General features: G+C 66.2%; 23 protein-coding genes. 8 read left to right on the top strand and 15 right to left on the bottom strand.

Translation table 11 applies throughout. From position 1 onward, the window contains the following. Window positions 1-19: 19 nt before the first annotated feature. From FHS00_RS15765 to FHS00_RS15750, 4 genes are read right to left on the bottom strand one after another with little or no spacing between them, the layout of a single operon-like run. Complete coding sequence (locus FHS00_RS15765; protein ID WP_183475054.1) at window positions 20-1273, bottom strand: ABC transporter substrate-binding protein; 1254 nt, start codon at window positions 1271-1273, stop codon at window positions 20-22. A 34-nt stretch (window positions 1274-1307) separates the two neighbouring features. After that, window positions 1308-2411 carry an ABC transporter ATP-binding protein gene (locus tag FHS00_RS15760; protein ID WP_183475053.1) on the bottom strand — a complete coding sequence of 368 codons (1104 nt, stop codon included), beginning with the start codon at window positions 2409-2411 and terminating at the stop codon, window positions 1308-1310. 3 nt (window positions 2412-2414) lie between these two features. Beyond that, a complete protein-coding gene (locus tag FHS00_RS15755; RefSeq protein WP_183475052.1) occupies window positions 2415-3338 on the bottom strand; it encodes a carbohydrate ABC transporter permease in 924 nt (307 codons plus the stop codon). Between the two features lie 3 nt (window positions 3339-3341). Further along, window positions 3342-4223, bottom strand: a complete 882-nt coding sequence (locus FHS00_RS15750; protein ID WP_183475051.1) for a carbohydrate ABC transporter permease — start codon at window positions 4221-4223, stop codon at window positions 3342-3344. Window positions 4224-4418: 195 nt separating this feature from the next. Here FHS00_RS15750 and FHS00_RS15745 point away from each other — a divergent pair, with 195 nt between their 5' ends. Further along, complete coding sequence (locus FHS00_RS15745; protein ID WP_183475050.1) at window positions 4419-5330, top strand: AraC family transcriptional regulator; 912 nt, start codon at window positions 4419-4421, stop codon at window positions 5328-5330. A 27-nt stretch (window positions 5331-5357) separates the two neighbouring features. Here the strand turns inward: FHS00_RS15745 and kduD are convergent, their stop codons facing one another. The 4 genes from kduD to FHS00_RS15725 form a co-directional block, all read right to left on the bottom strand. Beyond that, window positions 5358-6101, bottom strand: a complete 744-nt coding sequence (gene kduD, locus FHS00_RS15740) for a 2-dehydro-3-deoxy-D-gluconate 5-dehydrogenase KduD (protein ID WP_183475049.1) — start codon at window positions 6099-6101, stop codon at window positions 5358-5360. Beyond that, window positions 6101-6925 (bottom strand): 5-dehydro-4-deoxy-D-glucuronate isomerase, encoded by an 825-nt coding sequence (gene kduI / locus FHS00_RS15735; protein WP_183475048.1) that lies wholly within the window; start codon window positions 6923-6925, stop codon window positions 6101-6103. Before kduI (FHS00_RS15735) ends, kduD begins: the two co-directional genes overlap by 1 nt. 10 nt (window positions 6926-6935) lie before the next feature. Next, window positions 6936-7250, bottom strand: coding sequence for a cupin domain-containing protein (locus tag FHS00_RS15730; protein WP_183475047.1), 315 nt, complete (start codon window positions 7248-7250; stop codon window positions 6936-6938). 87 nt (window positions 7251-7337) lie between these two features. Continuing rightward, entirely contained in the window at window positions 7338-8081 is a 744-nt protein-coding gene (locus FHS00_RS15725; RefSeq protein ID WP_183475046.1) for a FadR/GntR family transcriptional regulator, read from the bottom strand. 224 nt (window positions 8082-8305) lie between these two features. Between FHS00_RS15725 and FHS00_RS15720 the strand changes: the two genes are divergently transcribed. The 5 genes from FHS00_RS15720 (at window position 8306) to FHS00_RS15700 (ending at window position 13488) form a co-directional block, all read left to right on the top strand. Further along, the gene (locus FHS00_RS15720; protein ID WP_183475045.1) at window positions 8306-9286 is read left to right on the top strand and encodes a TRAP transporter substrate-binding protein; all 981 of its coding nucleotides are present in this window, start codon (window positions 8306-8308) and stop codon (window positions 9284-9286) included. A 66-nt stretch (window positions 9287-9352) separates the two neighbouring features. Beyond that, entirely contained in the window at window positions 9353-9868 is a 516-nt protein-coding gene (locus FHS00_RS15715) for a TRAP transporter small permease (RefSeq protein WP_183475044.1), read from the top strand. Continuing rightward, window positions 9868-11145: a TRAP transporter large permease gene (locus FHS00_RS15710; protein ID WP_183475043.1), complete on the top strand. Its 1278-nt coding sequence runs from the start codon at window positions 9868-9870 to the stop codon at window positions 11143-11145. Before FHS00_RS15715 ends, FHS00_RS15710 begins: the two co-directional genes overlap by 1 nt. 7 nt (window positions 11146-11152) lie before the next feature. Further along, complete coding sequence (locus FHS00_RS15705; protein WP_183475042.1) at window positions 11153-11974, top strand: NAD-dependent epimerase/dehydratase family protein; 822 nt, start codon at window positions 11153-11155, stop codon at window positions 11972-11974. Beyond that, window positions 11971-13488 (top strand): aldehyde dehydrogenase (NADP(+)), encoded by a 1518-nt coding sequence (locus tag FHS00_RS15700; protein ID WP_183475041.1) that lies wholly within the window; start codon window positions 11971-11973, stop codon window positions 13486-13488. Before FHS00_RS15705 ends, FHS00_RS15700 begins: the two co-directional genes overlap by 4 nt. A 37-nt stretch (window positions 13489-13525) precedes the next feature. Here FHS00_RS15700 and FHS00_RS15695 read toward each other — a convergent pair whose 3' ends face one another. Then, window positions 13526-14269: a FadR/GntR family transcriptional regulator gene (locus FHS00_RS15695; RefSeq protein WP_183475040.1), complete on the bottom strand. Its 744-nt coding sequence runs from the start codon at window positions 14267-14269 to the stop codon at window positions 13526-13528. 203 nt (window positions 14270-14472) lie between these two features. Here FHS00_RS15695 and FHS00_RS15690 point away from each other — a divergent pair, with 203 nt between their 5' ends. Next, window positions 14473-15621: a mandelate racemase family protein gene (locus FHS00_RS15690; protein ID WP_183475039.1), complete on the top strand. Its 1149-nt coding sequence runs from the start codon at window positions 14473-14475 to the stop codon at window positions 15619-15621. Window positions 15622-15664: 43 nt separating this feature from the next. Next, entirely contained in the window at window positions 15665-17257 is a 1593-nt protein-coding gene (locus FHS00_RS15685; protein ID WP_183475038.1) for an ABC transporter substrate-binding protein, read from the top strand. Window positions 17258-17561: 304 nt separating this feature from the next. On the opposite strand, the gene FHS00_RS15680 is transcribed toward FHS00_RS15685, so the two are convergent. Genes FHS00_RS15680 through bglB form a run of 6 tightly spaced genes read right to left on the bottom strand, consistent with a single transcriptional unit; the run spans window position 17562 to window position 23154 of the window. Then, window positions 17562-18317 carry an SDR family oxidoreductase gene (locus FHS00_RS15680; RefSeq protein WP_221188873.1) on the bottom strand — a complete coding sequence of 252 codons (756 nt, stop codon included), beginning with the start codon at window positions 18315-18317 and terminating at the stop codon, window positions 17562-17564. After that, window positions 18314-19138: a 5-dehydro-4-deoxy-D-glucuronate isomerase gene (gene kduI, locus FHS00_RS15675; protein WP_183475037.1), complete on the bottom strand. Its 825-nt coding sequence runs from the start codon at window positions 19136-19138 to the stop codon at window positions 18314-18316. The genes FHS00_RS15680 and kduI (FHS00_RS15675) overlap by 4 nt, the downstream gene beginning before the upstream one ends. Before the next feature lie 57 nt (window positions 19139-19195). Continuing rightward, on the bottom strand, window positions 19196-20494 hold the full coding sequence (locus tag FHS00_RS15670) for a TRAP transporter large permease (RefSeq protein WP_183475036.1): 1299 nt from the start codon (window positions 20492-20494) through the stop codon (window positions 19196-19198). A 1-nt stretch (window position 20495) separates the two neighbouring features. Then, window positions 20496-21008: a TRAP transporter small permease gene (locus tag FHS00_RS15665; protein ID WP_183475035.1), complete on the bottom strand. Its 513-nt coding sequence runs from the start codon at window positions 21006-21008 to the stop codon at window positions 20496-20498. After that, window positions 21008-21988 (bottom strand): TRAP transporter substrate-binding protein, encoded by a 981-nt coding sequence (locus FHS00_RS15660; protein ID WP_183475034.1) that lies wholly within the window; start codon window positions 21986-21988, stop codon window positions 21008-21010. The genes FHS00_RS15665 and FHS00_RS15660 overlap by 1 nt, the downstream gene beginning before the upstream one ends. Before the next feature lie 41 nt (window positions 21989-22029). Next, window positions 22030-23154: a beta-galactosidase BglB gene (gene bglB / locus FHS00_RS15655; RefSeq protein ID WP_183475033.1), complete on the bottom strand. Its 1125-nt coding sequence runs from the start codon at window positions 23152-23154 to the stop codon at window positions 22030-22032. Window positions 23155-23243 lie beyond the last annotated feature (89 nt).

The raw sequence follows: 23243 nt of genomic DNA, 5'->3' as shown, positions 1-23243 counted from the left end.
GGCGCGGGGGCGGCGCGGCCTAGTCGAACTTGGCCAACACCTTGTTGGTGTTGTCGATGATGATCTCGGCCGCGTCCTGCGCGTCGAGTAGGCCGTAGGCGTATTCTTCCATGGTGGCGAGGAAGTCCGAGCGGATCTCGGGATGCTCGTTGAAGGGCGATACGGTCGGCCCCTCGGCCTCGGCGACGATGTTGCTGGCCTTGACAATCTCCGGGTTCAGGGTCCCGGCCTCGATCAGCCGCTCGGCGGCCACCGCCGAGGCGGGCACGCCGCGCGTGTCGCCGAGCGCGTCGATTCCCTCGGGCTCGTTCAGCAGACAGTTGAGGATCTGCGCAGCCGCCTCCGGGTCGTCGGCGTTCCTCGATACCGCGAAGACCATCGAAGGCTTGCGGTAGATACCTTCGGTGACCGCTCCTTCGGTCATCAGCGGCGGGAAGCTGTCGATCACCTGTCCTTCGGCCAGCGGGTCGGCGTATTTGTTGTAGGTCGAGTCCCATTCATAGGAGCCGGCGATCCGGCCCTGCGACCAAGCCTGCTTCTCGTAGAGGTTGACGTTGCCCTCGGCGGCCTCGTCCTCCATGGACATCACCGCCCCGGTCTCGACCATCCGGCCGTAGAAGGCGATCGCGTCGGCCAGATCCTCGACGCTCCAGGCGACGCGGTTGGTCTCGGGGTCGACGAGGTCCTTGCCGGTCTGCTGCACGGCATGCAGCGTCACGAGCAGCTGCGCGGTTTCCTTGACCGCGTTGAACAGCCGGTACTCTTCGCCCATGGTTTCGCGCAGCGTCGCGGCGGCGCTAAAGAACCCTTCCCATGTGGTGGGCGGCTCGATCCCGGCCTCCGCCAATGTCGTGGTGTTGAAGAAAAATACCCGGCCGCTGGTGGAAACCGGCAGCGCGTGGACATGGCCGCCTTCGGTGGTCGCGGCGAGCTGCGCCTCGCTCCATTGCGAGAGGTCGATCGCTTCAAGGGTGGCGAGATCGGCGAAACCAGTGCCGTCGCGCGAGAACAGCGGCATCCAAGGCCAGTTGACTTGCACGATATCGGCTTCGGTGCCGCCGGCCATCTGCGTGGTCAGCTTCTCGAGATAGCCGTCGAAGCCGGTGAACTCAGCGGAGATCTCGTGACCGTGCTTGGCGCCGCAGGCCTCGAGCCCGGCTTGGGTGGCGGTGTGGCGGTCGTCGCCGCCCCACCAGGACATGCGCAACTCGGCGGCTTGGACGGTCCCGGCGCAGAGCGCGCCGACCAACGCGGTGGTGGTCATCAGTTTCATGGGGTTCTCCTCCTCAGAAGTCCGGTCGCCGCCCTCAGGCGAGCGAGATGTTCTCGCCGCTGTCGCGGTCGAAGACGTGAATCCATTCCGCCTCGGGCGCGATTCGGATCGGGCCAGTGGCGCGGCCGAGCGCCTCGTACTCGGCCGCCGTCGCCACGACCGTGACCGGGGCGCCGTCGAGATCGGCATGCAGGTAGACCTCGTGGCCCATGAACTCGACCGAGTTCAGCCGCGCGTCGAGGCCCTCGCTCTCGGGCGCCACCAGCTTGAGGTGCTGTGGCCTGATCCCGAGCACGGCGGCCTCGGGGCGGGATTTCAACCGCCGCAGCAGCGGCTCCATCAGCGGCACCGACTGGCCCTCGGTGCGGAACGCGCCGTTTTCGATCCGGCCGCCGATCAGGTTCATCTCGGGGCTGCCGATGAAACCTGCGACGAACAGGTTGGCGGGCCGGTTGTAGAGCTCCTTCGGCGCGGCCACCTGCATGATCCGGCCCTCCTTCATCACGCAGATCCGGTCGCCCATGGTCATCGCCTCGGTCTGGTCATGCGTGACGTAGACCACCGTCGAGGACATGCCCTCGGCTTTTAGCCGGCGGTGCAGCTCGGTGATCCGCACCCGCATCGAAGCGCGCAGCTTGGCGTCGAGATTCGACAATGGCTCGTCGAACAGGAACACCTCGGGCTTCTTGATCAGCGCGCGTCCCAGCGCGACACGTTGCGCCTGCCCGCCCGAGAGCTGCTTGGGCAGCCGGTCAAGCAGAGGCTCGATCTCGAGGATACGGGCCACCTCGTCGGTGGCGGCGCGGATCTGCTCCTTGGACTGGCGCTGCAGCCTGAGTCCAAAGGCGAGATTGGAGCGCACCTTCATGTGCGGGTAGAGCGCGTAGTTCTGAAACACCATGGCGATGCCGCGCTTGCCCGGCACGAGGTCGTTGACGACGCGGTCGCCGATCCGGATCTCACCACCCGAGACGTCCTCGAGCCCCGCGATCATCCGCAGCGTGGTGGATTTGGCGCAGCCCGAAGGGCCGACCAGCACCATGAACTCCCCGTCCTGGACGTCGAGGTCGATGCCGTGCACCGCCTTGAAGCCGCTGCCATAGGTCTTTTCGAGCTGGTTCAGTTGAAGCTGTGCCATGATTTATCCCTTCACCCCGCCTGCGGAGATGCCTTCGATGAAGTATTTCTGGGCCATGAAGAACACGACGAGCGCCGGCGTGATGGTCAGCACCGACATCGCCAAGATGCGGTTCCACTCGAAGGCCTCGGTGGTGTCGATCGAGAGTTTGAGCGCGAGGCTCACCGGGTACTTGTCGACCGAACTGATGTAGATCAGCGGGCCAAGGAAGTCGTTCATGGTCCACATGAACTGAAACAGGCAGACTGAGATCAGCGCCGGGGCCAGCATCGGCACCACGATGAACAGCAGCGTCTGCCAGGAATTTGCTCCGTCGACCCGTGCCGCCTCCTCCATGTCTGTGGGGATGGCGCGCAGGAACTGTACCAGCATGAACACGAAGAACGCGTCGCCCGCCAGCGCCGAGGGCACCCACAAGGGCAGGAAGCTGTCGAGCCAGCCCAGGTCGCGGAACAGGATGTATTGCGGGATCCGGGTGACCACGTTGGGCAGGAGCAGGATCGCGATCACCGAACCGAACAGGATTTTTTTGAACGGGAAGTCGAAGCGTGCGAAGCCGTAGGCCACCAGAGTGCAGGAGATCGCCGTGCCGATGGTCTTGGGCAGGATGATCAGGAAGGAGTTCCAAAAGAACCGCCCGAAGGTATAGGGCGTGGAGGTCTGCCAGCCCTCGACATAGCCCGACAGCGTCGGCTCCTTGGGCAGGAAGCCCGGATTGGCGAAGATCTCGCCATTGGTCTTGAACGACGCGCCCACCAGCCAGATTAGCGGGTAGAGCATCACGAGCCCCACCGCGCCCAGCACCGCGTAGCGGATCGCGGCCGAGACGGCCTGGGCGCGGCGCTGACGACGACGGGTGATCTCGGCATCCGAACGCGCGGCGGCGGCGACGGCAAAAGTGTCCTCGATGTTGTCGATCTGGCTCATCTCTCAGCTCCGCTTGTCGCCGGCGTAGAACACCCACTTCTTAGACGACCAGAAGGCAACGAGGGTGAGGATCATGATGATGACGAACAGCACCCAGGCGATCGCCGAGGCGTAGCCCATGTCGAAGCGCCGGAAGGCCTCGTCATAGATGTAGAGCGGCAGCAGGTAGGTGGATTTCAGCGGGCCGCCCTGGGTGATGATGTAGGGACCGTTGAACTCCTGGAACGCTTGGACCATCTGCATGATCAGGTTGAAGAAGATCACCGGAGTGATCAGCGGGATGGTGATGAAGACGAAGCTGTGCAGCTTCGACGCGCCGTCGATCGCTGCCGCCTCGTAGAGCGACTTGTCGATGCTCTGCAGCGCCGCGAGGAAGATCACCATCGCCGACCCGAACTGCCAGCAGCGCAGGAGCGTGATGGTGAACAGCGCGTTGGTCGGATCGCCGAACCAGTTGATCGGCTCGACCCCGAACTGCGCCAGAAACATGTTCACCAGCCCCTCGGTGGCGAAGATGTAGCGCCACAGCACCGCGATTGCGATCGATCCGCCTAGGATCGAGGGCACGTAGAAGGCGGTGCGAAACAGGTTGATGAAGCGCAGCTTGTAATTAAGGATGTATGCGATGAACAACGCAAAGCCGAGCTTCAGCGGCACCGTCACGAAGACGTAGACCAGCGTCACCCAGAGTGAGCGACGGAAGGTGCGATCCTCGGTGAACAGTTCGATATAGTTGTCGAGACCGGTCCAGACCGGCGCGCTCATCAGGTCGTAATCGGTGAAGCTGAGCCAGAGCGAGGCGAGGAAGGGCACCATGGTGAACACCATGAGTCCGATGATGTAGGGGCTGAGATAGGCCAGCCCGAGACCGCGTGATCTGGTCATCGCCTGTCCTCCCAGCCGGGCCCCGCAGGATGCGGGTCGGTTCTGTGCATGCTATCCTCCCGTAGATCTGGATCGGTGCGGCCCGCGCCTCCAACGCGGGGTCGGACCGGCCCTTGCCGGACGCGACTCGCAGCTTGTATGATGAATATAAGAAATTCGTCTCGATGCTGGGGATGCCTCAATATGACGAAAAGGATGGACGATATCGAAGGTGGCGTTCTGGCGCGGATTCCGCCCGGGGCGCTCAGCCTGAAGCTGACCCGTGCCGCGATCCGCATGCAGCATTCGGCGTCCTGGCGGATCGACAAGTCGAACCCGGTGGAGGATCTGGTGATCTGCCTCGAAGGGCAGGGTCGCTACGAGATCGATGGCGAGAGCTTGTCGCTCTGCCCGGGCGAAGCGATGCTGATCCGCCGTGACGAGCGGTTCATCGGTGCCAACCCCGACCGCGACACCTATCTCGGCGTGGCGCAGCATTTCACGCTGACCGCCTATGGCGGTCACGACCTGATCGGTCAGATGGACCTCACCAGAAAAGTGCATCTTTCCCGCTGGGAAGCCATCGGGCCGATGACGTGGCACTACCGGCAGAGTGCCCCGCCCAGCTCGGTAACCCTGCAGCAGCACCACCTCTTCATGGTCCTGCTGATTGCCTTTCTCGAGGATGCCTTCCTGGGGTGGCGCGCCGAGTCCGGCGCGGGCTTCGACGGCGCCCAGGCGATCGACATGGCGGTGATGAAGGCGGCGTCGCGGATTTCGGCTGCCCCGCTGCAATCCGACATCGTCGCCGCGGCGCTGTCCGACGCCCCCTACAATCCGGATTACTTTCACCGTGCCTTTCGCGACCGAACCGGTCGCACGCCCCAGCAATACCGCGAGTTCTGCAGGATGGAGCGGGCGATGCATCTGCTCGAGACGGGACACGGCGTCGCCGCCACCGCCGCCGAGCTTGGCTTCGCTGACCCCTATTACTTCTCGCGGGTGTTCAAGCGGACGCTAGGGCTGAGCCCGAAGGCGCATCTCGATTGCGTACGGCAGAGCCGCGACGGGCGGCTGCTGCATCTCGACGAGGCCGAGCAGCGACGCGTGCTGGCGCGTGAGGCTTGAGCCACGCGCAGTCGGGCGCGACGTCCGTCAGCGCGCCATCCAGCCGCCATCGACGTTGATCACCGCGCCGGTCAGGTAGGTCGCCGCGGGCGAGCAGAGAAAGGCCACGGTGCCGCCGATATCCTCGGGCGCGCCCCAGCGTCCGGCGGGGATGCGGTCGAGGATGGCGCGCGCGCGTTCGGGGTCCTCGCGTAGCGCCTGCGTGTTCGCCGTGGCGATGTAGCCCGGCGCCACCGCGTTGACGGTGATCGCGTGCTTCGCCCATTCGTTGGCGAGGATTTTGGTCAACCCGGCCACCCCGTGCTTCGAGGCGGTGTAGGACGGCACCCGGATCCCGCCCTGGAACGACAGGAGCGAGGCGATCGAGACCACCGCGCCGGGGCGGCCCCGCGCGATCAGCTCGCGCCCGAAGGCCTGCGTGGTGAAGAACACCGCCTTCATGTTGATGTCGACGACATCGTCCCAATCGGCCTCGGTGAAATCGACGCTGTCGGCGCGGCGGATGATGCCCGCATTGTTGACGAGGATGTCGAAACCCGCCCCCTCGAACACGTCCCGCGCCGCCATCGGATCGGCGAAGTCGAGCCGCAGCGCCTCGGCCGCGCCGCCGGCCGCCGCGATCTCCGCCACCGTCTCGTCGCAGCTGCGCCGCCCGGCGCAGACCACATGCGCACCCTGCGCCGCGAGCGTCGTCGCGATGGCACGGCCGATCCCGGCATTGGCACCGGTGACGAGGGCCTTGCGGCCCTCGAGCGAGAATAGCCCCGGCATCAGATTATGTCCTTCGGCTGGATGAAATCCATGTCGGTGTAATCGATATTGTCGCCCGCCATCGCCCAGATGAAGGTGTACTTGCCGATCCCGGCGCCGGAATGGATCGACCAAGGCGGCGAGATCGCACCCTGCTCGTTCGCAACGAAGAGATGTCGGGTCTCCTGCGGCTCGCCCATCAGGTGCAGCACGCGGGCCTCTTCCTCCATGCCCCAATAAAGATAGGCCTCCATGCGGCGGTCGTGGATATGGCTCGGGATGGTGTTCCAGACCGAGCCCTCCTCCAGCGAGGTATAGCCGAGGATCAGCTGGCAGCTCTCCATCACCTGCGGGTGAATGAACTGCTTGATGGTGCGCTGGTTGGAATTCGCCGGATCACCCAGCTTCACCTCCTTGCAGTCGGCCAGGGTGATCAGGCGCGAGGGAAAGGCGGCATGGGCCGGGGCAGAGGTGATGTAGAAACGCCCATGGCCTTCGAAGGTGATCTCGCCGCTGCCCATGCCGAGATAGAGCACGTCACCGCGCCCCATTTCGTGAGCCTCGCCGTCGCAGCGCACCGTGCCGGTCTCACCGATATTGACGATGCCCATCTCGCGCCGTTCGAGGAAGGTTTCGGTACCGGTCTCGGCCACCTTGGCAAGCGACAGCTGGCCGCCGACGGGCACCGCACCGCCCATCACGAAACGGTCGTAATGGGTGTAGATCAGCCGGATTTCACCATCGCGGAAGAGGTCCTGAGCCAGGAAATTCGCGCGCAGCGCGGCGCTGTCCATCGTCTTGGCCTGCGCGGGGTGGATGGCGTGACGTGTCTCGACGCTCAGCATGGGGTCTCCTTCAAAGAAAGTCGTCGCGGCGCGGCGTGAAGCAGTCGATCAGCCGTCCGGCCTCGAGGCAGTCGCAGCCATGTGTGACGCCCGAGGGGATCACAAAGCTGTCTCCCGGACCGACCTCGAAGCTTGTCTCTCCGAGATGGAAGCGGAACCGACCGCTTTCGACATAGGTGGACTGGACATGGGGATGGTTGTGCAGCGCGCCCTGCGCCCCGGCCGCGAAGCGGAAGGACACCACCATTAGCGCGGTGCTGTCGGCCAGCACCTGCCGTGCGACCCCAGCCCCGGCGGCGACGACCGGAAATTCTTCTGCGACCATACATCCCCTTAGCCCAAATATACATCGTATATATTGGACAACTTGTATTACATGATGGCAGTGGTCAAGCGGTTTGTCGTTGCCAGATCAGTTTCCGGTTCGCGTGGCGCCCCGCAGAAGCAGCCGATACCGGGTCTGGCTTCCCTTGAGATGGTTTCGCATCGCCTCCTGCGCGGCGGCCTCGTCGCGCTCGAGAATCGCATTGACGATCCGGGCGTGCTCACCCGAGATCGCGGCCAGATATTCCCCACTGGCCGGCTCGTGCCGAGCATCGGGATCGAGCGCGCGGCGCGGGATCACGCTCGGGCCGATCATCGATAGGAACTCGCCGAAACGCGGGTTGTTGCTGGCTTCGGCGATCGCCAGATGCAGCGCAAAATCGGCATCGGTCGTGGGCTCGCCCGCCTGCGCCAGCCGGTCGACTTCCTGCATCCGATCGATCAGCACCTCCTCCTGCGATGGCGAACAGCGCTGCGCGGCCAGCCCCGCCGCCTCCACCTCGACCGCGGTCCTGAGCTCCAGCATTTCCAGAACGGTCGAGATCTTGGCGTAGTCGATCTTCTGAAACGGCGGTGAGACGGTCTCGCGCGGGGCCAGCACGAAGACCCCTGCCCCCTGGCGCGGCTCCACCAGTCGGTCGGCGCGCAGCGCAGCGACCGCCTCGCGCACGACAGTGCGGCTGACATCGAACTCCCGGGTGAGCTGCGCCTCGCTTGGCAGCCGGTCACCGGGGGCGTAGCGCCCCGCCTCGATCTGCTCGCGTAGCGCGTCGCGCAGCGTCACCACCAATGTCTTCCTGTGGCCCGTGCCGGACTCCGCCTTTGCCTGCATTGCCGTCTCCCTCGCTTGGCCTTCGCCCGAACTTATCATACAATACGCGGTTCTGCAGGCTTGGCAATGAAGCGCTGCGGATCAATCACCAAGTCCGTAGTTCCCATGCTCATTCGTCCAGCTCTCGGTTCACTAGGCGCCCCATGTCATCATACCTGTTGACGCAGTCACCCCATATCTGTCATATGCCTTGCCAGATCGCAGCCGGTCAGGGAGGACCAAACATGACTGCACGACCCCGCCAGATCGCGTCCGTTTTCGCGTTGAGCCTCGCATTCGCCGCACCCGCCGCCGCCGAGCAGTGGCGCGCTTGGGCGATCCACCCCGAGGACTACCCGAACCTCGTCGCGCTGGACGCTTTCGCTACCGAGGTGGCCGAGGCAACCGAGGGTCGGGTCGAGGTCTCGGTCTACGCCAACGGCGTGCTGGGCGACCAGCCCGACGCGATCGAACAAGTCCGCTCCGGTGCGCTGGCTGTAGGTAATTTCAACATGGGCCCGATGGGCGAGATCGTCGCCGCGACCAACGTGCTGTCGCTGCCCTTCATCTTCCGCGATGTCGACCACATGCACCGGGTGATGGACGGCGAGATCGGGAGCCGCTTCTCCGACGCTCTGTCCGAGCAGGGGCTGGTGGCGCTGTCGTGGTTCGACAGCGGCTCGCGCAGCTTCTACAACACCAAGCGTGCCATCGAGACACCCGCCGACATGGACGGGCTGAAGTTCCGGGTGATGAGCAACGACCTCTACGTCGACATGGTCGACGCGCTCGGCGCCAACGCCACTCCCATGGCCTATGGCGAGGTCTACCAGTCGCTGAAGACCGGGGTAATCGATGGGGCCGAGAACAACTATCCCTCCTTCGAAAGCTCGAACCACTACGAAGTCGCGAAGTTCTACTCGATCACCAACCACCTGATCATTCCCGAATGCATCTGCGTCTCGGCGAGCGTCTGGGAGGACACCCCCGAGGAGGACCGCATTGCGATCGAAGCGGCGGCGCGATCGGCCGCCGAGATGCAGCGCGAGCTCTGGGCCGCGCGCGAGGCCGACAGCCGCGCCAAGGTCGAGGCTGCCGGAGTGGCGATCAACGAGGTTGCCGATGGTGCCGCGTTCCAGTCGGCGATGGAGCCGGTCTACGCCGCCTTCATCGCCGAAAACCCGGATCTCGAGACGTTGATCCGCGACATCCAGGCCACCGAGTGACCCCCGCGCGGGGGCGGCCCCCGGTCGATCCCGACGCCGCCCCCGCACCCCGTTCCGGAGACGCCGATGTCCTCGCTCCCCTTAATTGACCGCGCGGCCACCGCGGGCCCCGTCGCACGCGGCCTCGACCTGTTGGCGCGCGGCTGCGTGCTAGTCGCCGGCTGCGGCCTCGTCACGCTGATCGCGATCTTCGGCTGGCTGGTCTGGGGCCGCTACGTGATGAATGACACCCCTACATGGGTGGAGCAGTTGGCGATCCTGCTAGTGTCTTGGATCACCTTCCTCGGCGCCGCCGCCGGGGTGCGCAGCCGCAGCCACCTGTCGATCGATTTCGTCCGCGACGCGATGCCCCGCCCGATCCGTGAGCCGCTGTGGTGGCTGGCGACCCTCGGCGTGCTGGTCTTCGGCGCCTGCCTCGCCTGGCAGGGCACGACGCTGGCGCAATCGACTTGGCCGCGCACCATCCCGATGCTCGGCGTCAGCGAGGGGCTGCGCGCCGTTCCGATGGCGCTCTGCGGCGTCTTCACCGTGCTCTTCACCCTGCACCAGATGGCCGCCAAGTTGCGCGGCGAGGAGATCTGATGGGCCTCGCGATCCTGTTTGGCACCTTCTTCTTCGGGCTACTCACCGGCATGCCGGTGGCCTTCGCGCTCGGCCTCGCCACGGTGGCGGGCTTCCTGCACGAGGGGCTGCCGCTGTTCATCGGCTTCCAGCGGGTGCTCTCGGGCATCTCGGTATTCTCGCTCCTCGCCATCCCGTTCTTCATCTTCGCCGGGGACCTGATGATGCAGGGCGGCATCGCCGCGCGGCTGGTGCGACTGGCCTCAAACGCGGTCGGCTCGCTACGCGGCGGTCTCGGCGTGGTCAACGTGGCCTCCTCGATGCTGTTCGGCGGCATCTCCGGCTCGGCGGTGGCCGACACCTCGGCCCTGGGCTCAATCCTGATGCCGGTGATGAAGGAAAAGGGCTACGATCCCGACTACGCGGTCAACGTCACTGTTACCTCCTCTGTCGCAGGCGTGGTGATCCCGCCCTCGCACAACATGATCCTTTATGCCGTGGCGGCAGGCGGAGTCTCGGTCTCCAAGCTGTTCATCGCCGGTATCGTGCCGGGCCTGCTGATGTGCCTGTGTCTCGGCGTCGTTGCCTGGTGGATCGCGGTGCGGCGCGGCTACCCATCCGAGGCGTTCCCCGGGGTCAGGGCCCTCGGCCTCGCCTTCGTGCTGGCGATTCCCGGGCTGCTGACGGCGGTGATCATCGTCGGTGGCGTGCTGTCGGGGGTGATGACCGTGACCGAGAGCGGCGCCTTCGGCGCGATCTGGGCGGTGCTGGTCACGACGCTGGTCTATCGCGAACTGAGTTGGGAGAACTTCAAGGCCGCGGTCGCCGCCTCGGTGCGCACCACCGCGCTGGTGATGCTGCTGGTCGCCACCGCCTCCTCCTTCAGCTACCTCCTGACGCTGCACCGCGTCCCCGATCTGCTCGCCGCTGCGGTCACCGGCATCTCCGACAACCCGATCGTGATCCTGCTGCTGCTGAACGTGGTGCTCTTGGGGCTGGGGATGATCATGGACATGGCCGCGCTGATCCTGATCTGCACCCCGATCTTCCTGCCGGTCGCGGTCGGCATCGGCATGGACCCGGTGCAGTTCGGGGTGATCATGATGATGAATCTCGGTCTCGGCCTCTGCACCCCGCCGGTCGGTGCCTGCCTCTTTGTCGGCTGCGCCGTGGGGCAAGTGCGGATCGAGCACGCGGTGCGCACCATCTTCCCCTTCTACGCGGCGATCCTCGTGGCGCTGATGCTGGTGACCTATGTCCCTGCCTTCTCGATGCTGCTGCCCGGACTGCTGGAATGAGGACCCCATGAAGAGACTGCTAATCACCGGCGCCGGAGGCGGGCTGGGGCGGATGCTGCGCGCCCGGCTGGGCCACATGGCCGAGACCCTGCGCCTGTCGGACATCGCGGCCATGGAGCCGGCCGGGCCGGACGAGGAGGTGGTGACCTGCGACCTCGCCGATGCCGAGGCCGTGCACGAGTTGGTCGCGGACTGCGACGGCGTCGTCCATCTCGGCGGCGTCTCGGTGGAACGGGAATACGAGCTGATCGAGGCCGCCAACCTGCGCGGCGTCTACAACCTCTACGAGGCGGCGCGGGCGCATGGCCGCCCGCGCATCGTCTTCGCCAGCTCCAACCACGTCGTCGGCTATCACCCGCAGACCGCCCGACTCGACGCCGGTTGCTCCCTGCGCCCGGATTCGCTCTATGGTGTCTCCAAGGCCTATGGCGAGGCAATGGCCAGCCTCTACCACGACAAGTTCGGGCAGGAGACGGCGATCGTGCGGATCGGCTCCTGTACGCCCGAGCCGGTCGACTGGCGGATGCTGTCGACCTGGTTCAGCCATGACGATTTCGTCTCGCTGATCGAGGCGGTGTTCCGGGCGCCGCATTTGGGCTGCCCGGTGGTCTGGGGGGCCAGCGCCAACGATGCCGGATGGTGGGACAACGCCGCCGCCGGCTATCTCGGGTGGCAGCCGAGGGACAATGCCGCCGCCCATGCGGCGCGGATCCATCGCGATGTGCCGCGGCCCGGGCCCCGCGCCGCGGTGGTGCGCTTCCAGGGCGGCGCCTTCACGGATGAGCCGATCCACGGCTCTCGCGCGCAGAACCGAAAGGACAAGACATGAGCTTCACCCCCCATGGACATCACCTGATCGCGGGAGAAAAGGCGGCGGGCGCGACGACCTTCCGCTCCCAGCCCTGGACCGGCGAGGGCCACGATTTCGCGGTCGGCACGCCAGATCTGGTGGACCGCGCGGCGCGTGCCGCCGAGGAGGCCTTCGCGGTTTATGCCGCCACCTCGCGCGAGGACCGCGCGGCGTTCCTCGAGGCGATCGCCGGGGAGATCGAGGCGCGGGGCGCTAAGATCACCGCGATCGGCCATGCCGAGACCGGCCTGCCCGAGGCGCGGCTCGAGGGGGAACGCGGCCGCACCTGCGGCCAGCTGCGGCTCTTCGCCGAGCACATCCGCAAGGGCGATTATCTCGACCGACGGCACGATGCCGCCCTGCCCGACCGCGCGCCGCTGCCGCGCCCCGAACTGCGGATGATCCAGCAGCCGATCGGCCCGGTGGCGGTATTCGGCGCCTCGAACTTCCCGCTCGCCTTCTCGGTCGCGGGCGGCGACACGGCAAGCGCGTTCGCCGCCGGCTGCCCGGTGGTGGTCAAGGGCCACTCCGCCCATCCCGGCACCGGCGAGATCGTCGGCGATGCCATCGTCGCGGCGGCGGTCCGCTGCGGCCTGCCCGGGGGCGTGTTCTCGCTGATCCAGGGCGGCAAGCGCGACGTCGGCCAGGCGCTGGTGCAGCATTCCCTGATCAAGGCCGTGGGCTTCACCGGCAGCCTCGCCGGCGGCCGGGCGCTGTTCGATCTCTGCGCGCAGCGCCCCGAGCCGATCCCCTTCTTCGGCGAGCTGGGATCGGTCAACCCGATGTTCGTCATGCCCGCGGCCCTCGAAGCACGCGGGGCGGCGATCGGCGAAGGCTGGGCCGGCTCGCTTATGATGGGCGCCGGGCAGTTCTGCACCAACCCCGGCGTCGCGGTGCTGGTCGAGGGGGCGGGCGCCGAGGACTTCCGCGCCGCGGCCAAGGCGGCCCTGGAGACGGCCGCACCGCAGGTGATGCTGACGGACGGCATCGCGGCGGCCTATCGCGCGGGCCGCGACCGGATCGCCGGGACGGACGGCGTGCGCGAGCTGGTGAAATCCAGCTGCGAGGCGCGCAATGCCACCCCCTATCTCTACGAGACCGATGGCGCGACCTGGCTTGCCGACGAGGATCTCGCCGAGGAAGTGTTCGGCCCGCTCGGGCTGATCGTGGTGGCCCGTGACGAGGCCGAGCGGCAGGAGATCGCGCGCGGTCTCGCGGGGCAGCTCACCGTGACGCTGCAACTCGAAGCCGCGGATGAGGAGGTTGCCGCGCCGCTGATGCCGGTGCTGATGCGCAAGGCCGGGCGGCTCTTGGCCAATGGCTACCCGACCGGCGCCGAGGTGGCCGATGCCATGGTCCATGGCGGTCCCTATCCCGCCTCGACCAACTTCGGCGCCACCTCGGTCGGCACCTTGGCGATCCGACGCTTCCTGCGCCCGGTTTGCCTGCAGAACATGCCCGAGGGCCTGCTGCCCGAGGATCTGCTCGACTGAACCGAATGGCTGCGGCGGCGCCCGCTCCGCCGCAGCCTCAGCCCCCCTCTGGCCGCGCCGCCTTCAGCAGATCGCGGTAGCGCTGCAAGCTTCCCTCCAGATGCGCCTCCATCGCCGCTTCGGCGCCGTCCCGGTCACCATCGATGATGGCGTCGACGATCCGGCCATGCTCCTGCACGAGCTCCGGGTTGGGCCGGTACTCGCGCGGCGGTGCATCGCCCGCCTCGAGCTCGACCCGCGGGACGATCCCGGATCGGATCAACGACAGGAACTCGGGGAACCGCTTGTTCTGCGTGGCCTGCGCGATGGCGAAATGGAACTCGAAATCCGCCTCACGGGTCGACCGTCCGGCCTCGAAGCTTGCCGATACCGCCTCATGCGCTCGCACGATCGCATCGATCTGCGCCCCCGAGCGTCGGATCGCGGCCAGCCCTGCGCCGCGAATCTCGAAGGCGCTGCGCAGCTCGAACAGCTCGATCACCCCTGAGAGCCGGTCCATGTCGAGATCCGAGAACGGCCGCTGGCGCGCCCGAACCGGGTCGATGGCGAAGACCCCGGCCCCCTTGCGGGCCTCGACCAGCCCGTCTGAGCGCAGCACCGCGATCGCTTCGCGCACCACGGTACGGCTGACCGAATGAAGCCGCGTCAGCTCGGCCTCGCTCGGCAGCCGGTCACCGGGCCGGAACCGGCCACGCTCGATGTCTCGGCGCAGGCCGTCCGAGATGATACTGACCCGGGTGCGCGCCGGACTGTCGCCGGTGGTCTGCTGGGTATCGCCCATATGTCGCGCTCCAAGTTCGCCATGTCCTCAACCTGTGTAACAGGTAGTATTAGTTTCGCGCAAGCGATCTGCCGCCTCGGGCCGAAACCATCGAAACATACGGTCGGCATACGAAAATGTATTGACCAGCTTCGCGGTCCTATACTACAGACCTGTATAACATGTTGAGGCCGGTTCGGCCCTGGTGCAGAGAGGGCAGCCACTTGATCATCACCGACGTCACGGTTCGCGTATTCGAGCACAGCACCCGCCGCCACGCTGACAGTGCCGGCCATGCCCATCCCGGCCCGGCGCACATGGTGCGTCAGGCGATCGTCACGATCCGCGACGAGGACGGGTACGAGGGCCATTCCTTCTGTCCGCCGGAGGTGGTCCGGCCGCACGTCATCGACAGCTATGTCCGCAAGGTGCTGATCGGCCAGGACCATCGCGATCGTGAGCGGCTCTGGCAGGAGATGGCGCATTGGCAGCGCGGCTCGGCGGCACAGCTGACCGACCGCACCCTCGCCGTCATCGACTGCGCGCTGTGGGACCTTGCCGGGCGACGGCTGGACCAGCCTGTCTATAAGCTGATCGGCGGTTACCGCGATAAGGTTCTGGCCTATGGCTCGATCATGTGCGGCGACGAACTGGAGGGTGGGCTCGCTACGCCCGAGGATTACGGGCGCTTCGCTGAGACGCTGGTGGCGCGCGGCTACAAGGGGATCAAGTTGCACACCTGGATGCCGCCGGTGAGCTGGGCGCCCGACGTGCGGATGGATATCAAAGCCTGCGCCGCGGTCCGCGAAGCGGTCGGTCCCGACATCGCGCTGATGCTCGACGCCTACCATTGGTATTCCCGCTCCGACGCGCTGGAACTGGGCCGCGGCCTCGAACGGCTCGGCTTCGCTTGGTTCGAGGAGCCGATGGACGAGCAGTCAATGTCATCCTACAAGTGGCTGGCCGACCAGCTCGACATCCCGGTGATCGGCCCGGAAAGCGCGGCCGGCAAGCATTGGGGCCGGGCCGAATGGATCGCCGCCGGCGCCTGCGACATCCTGCGCACCGGGGTCAACGATGTCGGCGGCATCACCCCGGCGCTGAAGACCATGCATCTGGCCGAGAGCTTCGGCTTGGAATGCGAGGTGCATGGCAACACCGCGATGAACTTACAACTGGTCGCCGCCACCAAGAACTGCCGCTGGTACGAGCGCGGGCTGCTTCACCCGTTCCTCGAATACGACGACGGCTACGACTACCTGCACGCGCTTTCCGACCCGATGGACGAACAGGGGTGGGTACACCTGCCCGACCGGCCCGGCCTCGGCGAGGAGATCAACTTCGAGCACATCGAGAACCACCGCGTGGCCTGACCGCCGTGCACCACTTGCGACCCGCATCACTTTGGGAGGAGACATGCGACATCTACTGGCCGGAGCCGCGATCGCGGCCCTACTCACCGGCGCCGTCCCGGCATCGGCCGAGACCCCCGACGACCAGCTCATCGCCGGCTTCGCGATGACCAACGTGCTGACCATGGACCCGGCGGCGATCACCGGCGGCGAGGCGGTGCAGATCCTCAACAACGTCTACGACGCGCTGCTCGAGCTCGAGCCGCGCGGCGGCAAGCTTCTACCGCGCCTTGCCGAAAGCTGGACCATCGCCCCCGACAACATGTCGGTGACATTCACGCTGCGCCCCGACGCGGTCTTCGCCTCCGGCAACCCGGTCACCGCCGAGGACGTGAAGTTCTCCCTCGCCAGAGTGCTGCAGCTCGGGCAGGCGCAGGCCTCGGGCCTAACCAGCCGCGGCTTCACCGCCGAGGGCGTCGACGAGCATTTCGTGGTCGAGGACGACCGCAGCTTCACCATCAACCTGCCGCAGGCCGATGATCCGAAGCTGCTGCTGATGTATCTGACCCAGGCCGGCGTCGGCTCGGTACTCGACAGCAAGCTGGTGATGGAAAACGAGGCCGATGGCGACATGGGTCAGGCCTGGCTGGTCAACAATTCAGCTGGGTCCGGTGCCTTCACTTTGGGCGGCTGGCGCGCCAATGAATACGTGATCCTGACCCGCAACGACAATTTCTGGGGCGAGGCACCGGATATGGCGCGGGTGCTGATGCGGCACCTTCCGGAATCACAAAGCCAGCGGCTCGGCCTCGAACAGGGCGATCTCGACGTCGGCTTCAGCCTAGCTGCGCCGGACCTCAAGGCGCTGGAGGCGAACGAGGAGATCACGGTCGAAACCCAGCCGACCGCCGGGTTCTACTATCTTGCCGTTTCGATGGAAGACGAGCGCTACGCCGACCCGAAAGTGCGCGAAGCGCTACGCTACCTGATCGATTACGCGGGGATCAACGCGGCGATCATGCCCTATTTCGGGGTCGAGCGGCAGCGGCCGATCAATAGCGCCGCCTTCGGCGCGCTTGAAGATCCGGGCTACGCGCTCGACGTCGACAAGGCGCGCTCACTTCTGGCCGAGGCGGGCTACCCGGACGGCTTCGCCACGACGCTGCGGGTGATCTCGGACCAGGAATTCCTCGACGCGGCGACCGCAATTCAGGGCACTCTGGCACAGGCTGGGATCGACGCCGAGATCATCACCGGCGATGGCGGTCAGATCTACGGGGCAATGCGCGAGCGCGACTTCGAACTGCTGGTCGGTCGCGGCGGCGGTGGTCAGCAGCCTCATCCGGATTCGAACCTGCGGGCGCTGGTCTACAACCCGGACAACAGCCAGGAGGCCGGGCTGACCAACTATCAGGGCTGGCGCACCAGCTACCAGGACGAGGAGTTGAACGCGCTGATTGAGGCGGCGCTGGTCGAGCGAGTTGAGGCCCGGCAGGTCGAGATGTACCAAGAGATCCAGCAGCTGATCGACAGCAAGGTAACATCGATCCAGCCCTTCTCGGAGCGCGTGGTCTCGGCGGCCTTTCAGGACGAGGTTGCAGGCCTCGTCATCGACCCCTGGATCTCACGATTTGAGGATGTGACGAAGGCGCGCTGACGGCACGTTTTGTCAGCTAGGAAGCCTGAGAGAGACCCTGCGCCGCGCGCAGGGTCTTTTCGTAGATTGCGCCTGAAGGGCAGCCTCGAAAGCACGGCTTCCGCGGCATGAGCTCAACGACGCCTTCATCTTCGTCGCTTCTGACACGGCAGGACGCTGAAAAGCGCTTACGGACCTAACCCAAGCGCAGATCATTTTGCGAGAACGGTAGGCGAGGCTCCTTGAGGACCGCACCGCCCAATCTCGGGGCCATGGAGCTCGCGCGGCTCGATCGCAAATCTGTCGAGCGAGGTCGCTGTTGGCCTCAGCGCGCCATCCAGCCGCCATCCACGGTCACGCAGGACCCGGTGACATAGCCACTGGCCGGCGCGCAGAGATAGAGCAGCGCCGGGGCGAGATCCTCTGGCGCGCCCCAGCGACCGGCCGGGATCCGGCCGAGGATCGCGGCGCTGCGCTCGGGGTCGTCGCGCAGCGCTTGGGTATTGTCGGTGGCGATGTAGCCTGGCGCGATGGCGTTGACGGTGACGTCGCGCCCCGCGAGTTCGTTGGCCATGGCGCGGGTCAGGCCGAGAATGCCGTGCTTGGCCGCGGTGTAGGAGGCGACCCGGATGCCGCCCTGGAACGACAGCAGCGAGGCGATGTTGATGATCCGCCCCGGCCGCCCTTCGGCCGCCATGCCCCGCGCCACTGCCTGGCTCAGCGCGAAGGCCGCGCTCAGATTGATCTGGATCACGTCGTCCCAATCGGCCTGCGGGAACTCCAGCAGGTCGGCGCGGCGGATCTGGCCGGCATTGTTGACCAGGATGTCGAAGGCGGGGATCTCCGCTAGCCAAGCCGCGATCGCTGCCCGGTCCGTCAGGTCGACCCGCGCGAATTCGAATGCCCGCCCCAGCCCGCGCACCGCCGCCTCGGTTTCGGGCATCGGGCGCGAGCCCAGCCCGGTGATGTCGGCCCCGGCGGCGGCCAGGGTCTCGGCCGCCATCCGGCCGATCCCGCTGCGAGCGCCGGTGACCAGCGCCCGCTTGCCGCGCAGGTCGAACAGCCCGGCGATGCCGGTCATCGCAGATCCTCCACCGCTACCATGTCCATGTCGGTGAAGGACTGGTTGTCGCCCGCCATTGCCCAGATGAAGGTATAGGCGCCGATTCCCGCGCCCGAATGGATCGACCAGGGCGGCGACAGCGCGCCTTCTTCGTTGGCGATGAAGAGGTGGCGGGTTTCCTCCGGCTCCCCCATCAGGTGCAGCACGCGGGCCTGCGGCTCCATCCCCCAGTAGAGGTAGGCCTCCATGCGGCGATCGTGGCGATGCGCGGGCATGGTGTTCCAGACCGAGCCCTCATGCAGCGTGGTGTAGCCCAAAAGCAGCTGGCAGCTGTCGCAGACCTCCGGATGCACGAACTGCCGGATCGTGCGCTTGTTGGAGGTGGCGGTCTCACCGAGGTGGACCTCCTTGGCCTCGGATGTCGGGATCAACCGGGTCGGGCAGGCGCGATGCGCCGGGGTCGAGGTGACGTAGAACCGGCCTTCGCCGCAGAAGGTGACCGGCCCCGCGCCCATGCCAATATAGATCACATCGCCGCGGTCCATCGGATGGGTTTCGCCGCCGACGATCACGCGGCCCTCGCCGCCGATGTTGACCACCGCCATCTCGCGGCGGTCGAGAAAGGAGGGCGTGCCCGCCTCCTGGACCGCGTCGAGCGTCAGCTCGGCCCCGCCGGGCACGACGCCGCCCATGACGAAGCGGTCGTAATGACTGTAGACGAGGCGGATCTCGCCATTGCCGAACAGGCCGGGGGTCAGGAAGTGGCGCCGCAGCTCCGCGGTGTCCATCACTTTCGCGTGCTCGGGATGGATCGCGTGGCGGGTCTCGACGGTGAGCATGGAAATTCCTTTCGGTCGTGGAGGTCGGGCCACGGCGTGGCCAGGAGGCGCGCGGCGTCAGAGGTCGAACAGCCGCGGCAGCGTAAGGGTCAGGGCGGGCACGTAGGTCACCAGCGCCAGGATCGCGAACAGCAGGATATAGAACGGCCCCAGCGCCCGGATCGCGCGCTCCACGCGCACCTTCGCGACGCTGGCGCCGACGAAGAGACCGGTGCCCACCGGGGGCGTGATGGTGCCGATCGCGAGGTTGAACACCAAGATCACTCCAAAATGCACCGGGTCGTAGCCGACCTTCTGAGCGATCGGCAGCAGGATCGGCGTGAAGATCAGGATCGCCGGGCCGATATCCATGAAACAGCCGATCACCAGAAGCACCGCGTTGATGATCAGCATCACCATGACCGGGTCGTCCGACAACCCGAGGATCAGCGAGGTAACTGCCGCCGGAATGCCGGTGAAGGCCATCGCGAAGGACAGCGCAGCCGAGGCCGCGAGCAGCAGCATGATGGTGCCGGTGACCTGCGCAGTCTCAAGCAGGAAAGACGGAAAGTTGCGCAAGGGCGTGGTGCGGTGGATCACGAAGGCCAGCAGCATGGTGTAGATTACCGCGATGCCGGAAGCCTCGACCGCGGTGAACACTCCGAACATGATGCCGCCGATGACGATTACGATTAGCATCAGGGAGGGCAGCGCCTCGCGAGTGATGCGCAGGGCCTCGCGCCAGCCGGTGCGCCCGCCAACGGGGTAGCCGCGCCGCCATGCGATCAACGAGGTCAGCGCCATCATGCCCAGGCCCCACATCAGTCCGGCCACCGCGCCGCCCAGGAACAGCGCCGCGATCGAGGCGCCGCCCGAGACCAGCGAGTAGATGATAAAGGCGGTGGTCGGCGGGATCAGCATGCCGGTGGGGGCCGAGGCGATGTTGACGGCGGCGGCGAAGTCGCGGTCGTAACCCTCCTCGGCCTGCATCGGCACCAGAACGCCGCCGATCGAGGTCGAGGCGGCGATGGCCGAGCCCGAGATCGAGCCGAACAGCATATTGCCCGCGATGTTGGTCTGCGCCAGCGAGCCTGGAATGCGCCCGGCGATCAGCCGCGCGAAGTTCACCAGCCGGACCGCAATGCCGCCCGAATTCATCATCACGCCGGACAGGATGAAGAACGGCACCGCCAGCAGCGAAAAGCTGTCGAGACTGGCCAGCATCTTCTGGGCCGAGGTGAACAGGGCCATGTCCAGCGGCGCGACCAGCGCCACGGCGGCAAGGGCCGCGGCGGTGATCGAGATGGCAAGCGGAATTCCCAGCAGCGCGAGCGTGCCGAAAACCGAGATCAGGATCAGGCTTGCGGGTCCGGCCATGTCAGTCTCCGGCGATGATCATGCGTTCGAGATCGTCCGGCAGACGGCGCCTGTCGCGGACGAGATCAACGAGGTTCAAGACGCTGTAGAGCGCCATCAGAGCGCCGCTCACCGGCAGGCTGGCATAGATGTAGCCCATCGGGATCTGCAGCACCGGACTGGTCTGGCGCGCGGCGATCTCGACCCCGTGCAGCCCGCCGCGCACCAGCACGGCGAGCGAGAAGATGAGAAAGGCCAAGGGCACCAGGAATTCAAGCGCCCGGCGCACGCCGCCGCGCGTCATCTCGCGCAGCAGGTCCACGGCCATATGCGTGCCGCGTCCGGTCGAATAGGCCGCGCCGAGCAGCGACACCCAGATCACCCCGAAGCGCAACGCCTCTTCAGAGAAGGTGGAGGGCGCGTTCAGCGCGTAGCGGCTGAACACCTGCCAAGCCAGCACCGCGATCATCGCGGCCAGAAGCCCGCAGCAGACCGCCCCCACACCGATATCGAGTGCCCGGCGCAGCGCGCGCATCAGCTGTTGCCCGCGGCGGCGCGGATCGCGTCGAAGAGCAGCTGCTTCTCGGGGTCCGCAGCCAGCTCGTCATACATCGGCTGCACCGCCTGCTGGAACTGGGCGACCTCGGGGTAGTAGAACTGCACCCCGAACTCCTCCTCGCTCTGCTTCTTGGCCGCCTCGACCGCTTCGTTCCAGGCCTGCTTCTGAAATTCGGTCGACTCCTTCGCCGCTTCGATCACCGCCGCACGATGCTCTTCGGAGAGGCGATCGAGGGTGGCGGTCGAAATCAGCATGATATCGGGGATGCGGGTGTGCACATCGTAGGAGTAGTGCTTGGCCACCTCGCCGTGACCCGCGATGGTGATCGCGAACTCGTTGTTCTCGGCGCCGTCGAGCACGCCTTGCTGGATCGAGGTGTAGACCTCGTCCTGTCCCATCGCGATCGGCGAACCGCCGAGCATCTCGACCATGCGGATCGAGGTCGGGCTTTGCATGACGCGGATCTTCAAGCCCTTGAGGTCCTCGACCTTCATGATCGGCTTGTCCTTGGTGTAGAAGCTGCGCGCACCGCTATCGTAATAGGTCAGCGCCACCATGCCGTCGTCGCGGGTCGATTCGTAGACCGGGCCGGTGACCTCCGGGTTGTCCATGGCCGCGTAGAAATGCTCCTGGCTGTCGAACAGGTAAGGCATCGAGAACACGCCGTAGACCGGCGAGAAACTCTCCATCAGCCCGCCCGAGACCTTGGTCATGTCCAGCAGGCCGCCCTGCACCATCTCCACGAGCTCGCGCTCGCCGCCGAGCTGGCTGTCGGGAAAGAACTGCACGGTCACTTCACCGCCTGTCTTCTCCTCGACCAGTTCGCCGAAATGCGCCATCGCCTCCTTGGTGGGGGTGGCATTGCTGGCATAGGCGAAGCGCAGGCTCTCGGCGCTAGCGGCGCCGGTGGTGACTGCAAGCGCTGCCGTGGCCAGCAGGATGCTCTTGATGTTCATGGTGGTTCCTCCCTGTGATGCGTTGCGCGGCCTTCTCCTCCTCAGATGAAGGACCGCAGGTACTCCGTGAGACAGAACATCGCCATCGCCTGCCCGTAGGGCATCGAGGTGAGCGGGATCTGCCGGTAATAGTCGAGATCGGACCCCATCGCGGTGCCGAAGGAGACGCGCTGCAGCTCGCCCGTCTCGTCGATGTTGGCGATCACGCCGCGCACGGCGCGCTCGGCGGTCTCGCGGTTCTCGCGGCCGAGATAGCGCTTGCGCGCGGCCTTCATCAGCCCGTAGCCGAAGCCGGCGGCGGCCGAGGCTTCGAGATAGCTGTCAGGATCGTCGATCAACGTGTGCCACAGCCCGCTCTCGTCCTGGGTGCGCCGGAGCGTCGCCGCCTGGCGCGACAGGGCCGAGAGCAGGTGCCGGCGCAGCGGGTCGCCCGGCTTCAAGTCGAGCATCTCGACGAACTCCGGGATCGCGATGGTGGCCCAGCTGTTGCCGCGGGCCCAGAGCGCGCGGGCGAAATTGTGGTCGCCGTCGAAGGTCCAGCCGTGGAACCACAGCCCGGTCTCGCTATCGGCGAGATACTGGGTATGCAGCAGGAACTGGAACTTCGCTTCCTCGATATATTCGGGGCGGCCCAGCAGCAGGCCGATCTTGGCCAGCGGCAGCACGCTCATCATCAGCGTGTCATCCCACAGCTGCTGGTCGTTGACCGAGTTGTAGACGATATGCTGAAGCCCGCCCTCGGCGGTGCGCGGCATTTCGTGCATCACCCATTCGGCCCAAGCATCCAGATAGGGTACCCAGCGCGGATCGGGCCGCACCTCGTGCAGGCAGGCCAGCGTCAGGAACGGGGCAACGGTGTTGATATTCTTGGTGGGCGTGCCCTCGGCCAGCCGGGCCTCGAACCAGTCGGTGATGATCGACATTGCCTTGTCGCTGCCGGTCAGTTCCCAGTACTTGAACAACCCGTAGAGGCCGATGCCGTGGGTCCATTCCCATCCGGCCCAGCCCTTGGTGTCGATCACCCGCCCGTCCTCGAGCCGCAGCAGAAACTTTCCGCTGTCGTCGGTGATGCTGACGAGGTTGTCGGCCAGCCGCTCGATCAGCGCGCAGACTTCGTCACGGCTCATCAGGCGTTCCGGTTGGCGCAGTAGCGGATGCATGCTCATCTCGTTCCTCCCTCGGCGGCCCCGTTATTTTCGGGACGACGTTTCGAAAATCAAGGAACCACAATCCTTATCACCTGACAAGGCTCTTG

Source organism: Limimaricola variabilis, assembly GCF_014195545.1.
In the GTDB taxonomy this organism is placed as follows: Bacteria; Pseudomonadota; Alphaproteobacteria; order Rhodobacterales; family Rhodobacteraceae; genus Limimaricola; species Limimaricola variabilis.
This window is presented reverse-complemented; position numbering and strand designations above follow the sequence as displayed.

Coding starts and splice junctions, on each gene's coding strand:
- FHS00_RS15765 (WP_183475054.1), bottom strand. CDS start 1,273: ATGAAACTGATGACCACCACCGCGTTGGTCGGCGCGCTCTGCGCCGGG.
- FHS00_RS15760 (WP_183475053.1), bottom strand. CDS start 2,411: ATGGCACAGCTTCAACTGAACCAGCTCGAAAAGACCTATGGCAGCGGC.
- FHS00_RS15755 (WP_183475052.1), bottom strand. CDS start 3,338: ATGAGCCAGATCGACAACATCGAGGACACTTTTGCCGTCGCCGCCGCC.
- FHS00_RS15750 (WP_183475051.1), bottom strand. CDS start 4,223: ATGACCAGATCACGCGGTCTCGGGCTGGCCTATCTCAGCCCCTACATC.
- FHS00_RS15745 (WP_183475050.1), top strand. CDS start 4,419: ATGGACGATATCGAAGGTGGCGTTCTGGCGCGGATTCCGCCCGGGGCG.
- kduD (WP_183475049.1), bottom strand. CDS start 6,101: ATGCCGGGGCTATTCTCGCTCGAGGGCCGCAAGGCCCTCGTCACCGGT.
- kduI (WP_183475048.1), bottom strand. CDS start 6,925: ATGCTGAGCGTCGAGACACGTCACGCCATCCACCCCGCGCAGGCCAAG.
- FHS00_RS15730 (WP_183475047.1), bottom strand. CDS start 7,250: ATGGTCGCAGAAGAATTTCCGGTCGTCGCCGCCGGGGCTGGGGTCGCA.
- FHS00_RS15725 (WP_183475046.1), bottom strand. CDS start 8,081: ATGCAGGCAAAGGCGGAGTCCGGCACGGGCCACAGGAAGACATTGGTG.
- FHS00_RS15720 (WP_183475045.1), top strand. CDS start 8,306: ATGACTGCACGACCCCGCCAGATCGCGTCCGTTTTCGCGTTGAGCCTC.
- FHS00_RS15715 (WP_183475044.1), top strand. CDS start 9,353: ATGTCCTCGCTCCCCTTAATTGACCGCGCGGCCACCGCGGGCCCCGTC.
- FHS00_RS15710 (WP_183475043.1), top strand. CDS start 9,868: ATGGGCCTCGCGATCCTGTTTGGCACCTTCTTCTTCGGGCTACTCACC.
- FHS00_RS15705 (WP_183475042.1), top strand. CDS start 11,153: ATGAAGAGACTGCTAATCACCGGCGCCGGAGGCGGGCTGGGGCGGATG.
- FHS00_RS15700 (WP_183475041.1), top strand. CDS start 11,971: ATGAGCTTCACCCCCCATGGACATCACCTGATCGCGGGAGAAAAGGCG.
- FHS00_RS15695 (WP_183475040.1), bottom strand. CDS start 14,269: ATGGGCGATACCCAGCAGACCACCGGCGACAGTCCGGCGCGCACCCGG.
- FHS00_RS15685 (WP_183475038.1), top strand. CDS start 15,665: ATGCGACATCTACTGGCCGGAGCCGCGATCGCGGCCCTACTCACCGGC.
- FHS00_RS15680 (WP_221188873.1), bottom strand. CDS start 18,317: ATGACCGGCATCGCCGGGCTGTTCGACCTGCGCGGCAAGCGGGCGCTG.
- kduI (WP_183475037.1), bottom strand. CDS start 19,138: ATGCTCACCGTCGAGACCCGCCACGCGATCCATCCCGAGCACGCGAAA.
- FHS00_RS15670 (WP_183475036.1), bottom strand. CDS start 20,494: ATGGCCGGACCCGCAAGCCTGATCCTGATCTCGGTTTTCGGCACGCTC.
- FHS00_RS15665 (WP_183475035.1), bottom strand. CDS start 21,008: ATGCGCGCGCTGCGCCGGGCACTCGATATCGGTGTGGGGGCGGTCTGC.
- FHS00_RS15660 (WP_183475034.1), bottom strand. CDS start 21,988: ATGAACATCAAGAGCATCCTGCTGGCCACGGCAGCGCTTGCAGTCACC.
- bglB (WP_183475033.1), bottom strand. CDS start 23,154: ATGAGCATGCATCCGCTACTGCGCCAACCGGAACGCCTGATGAGCCGT.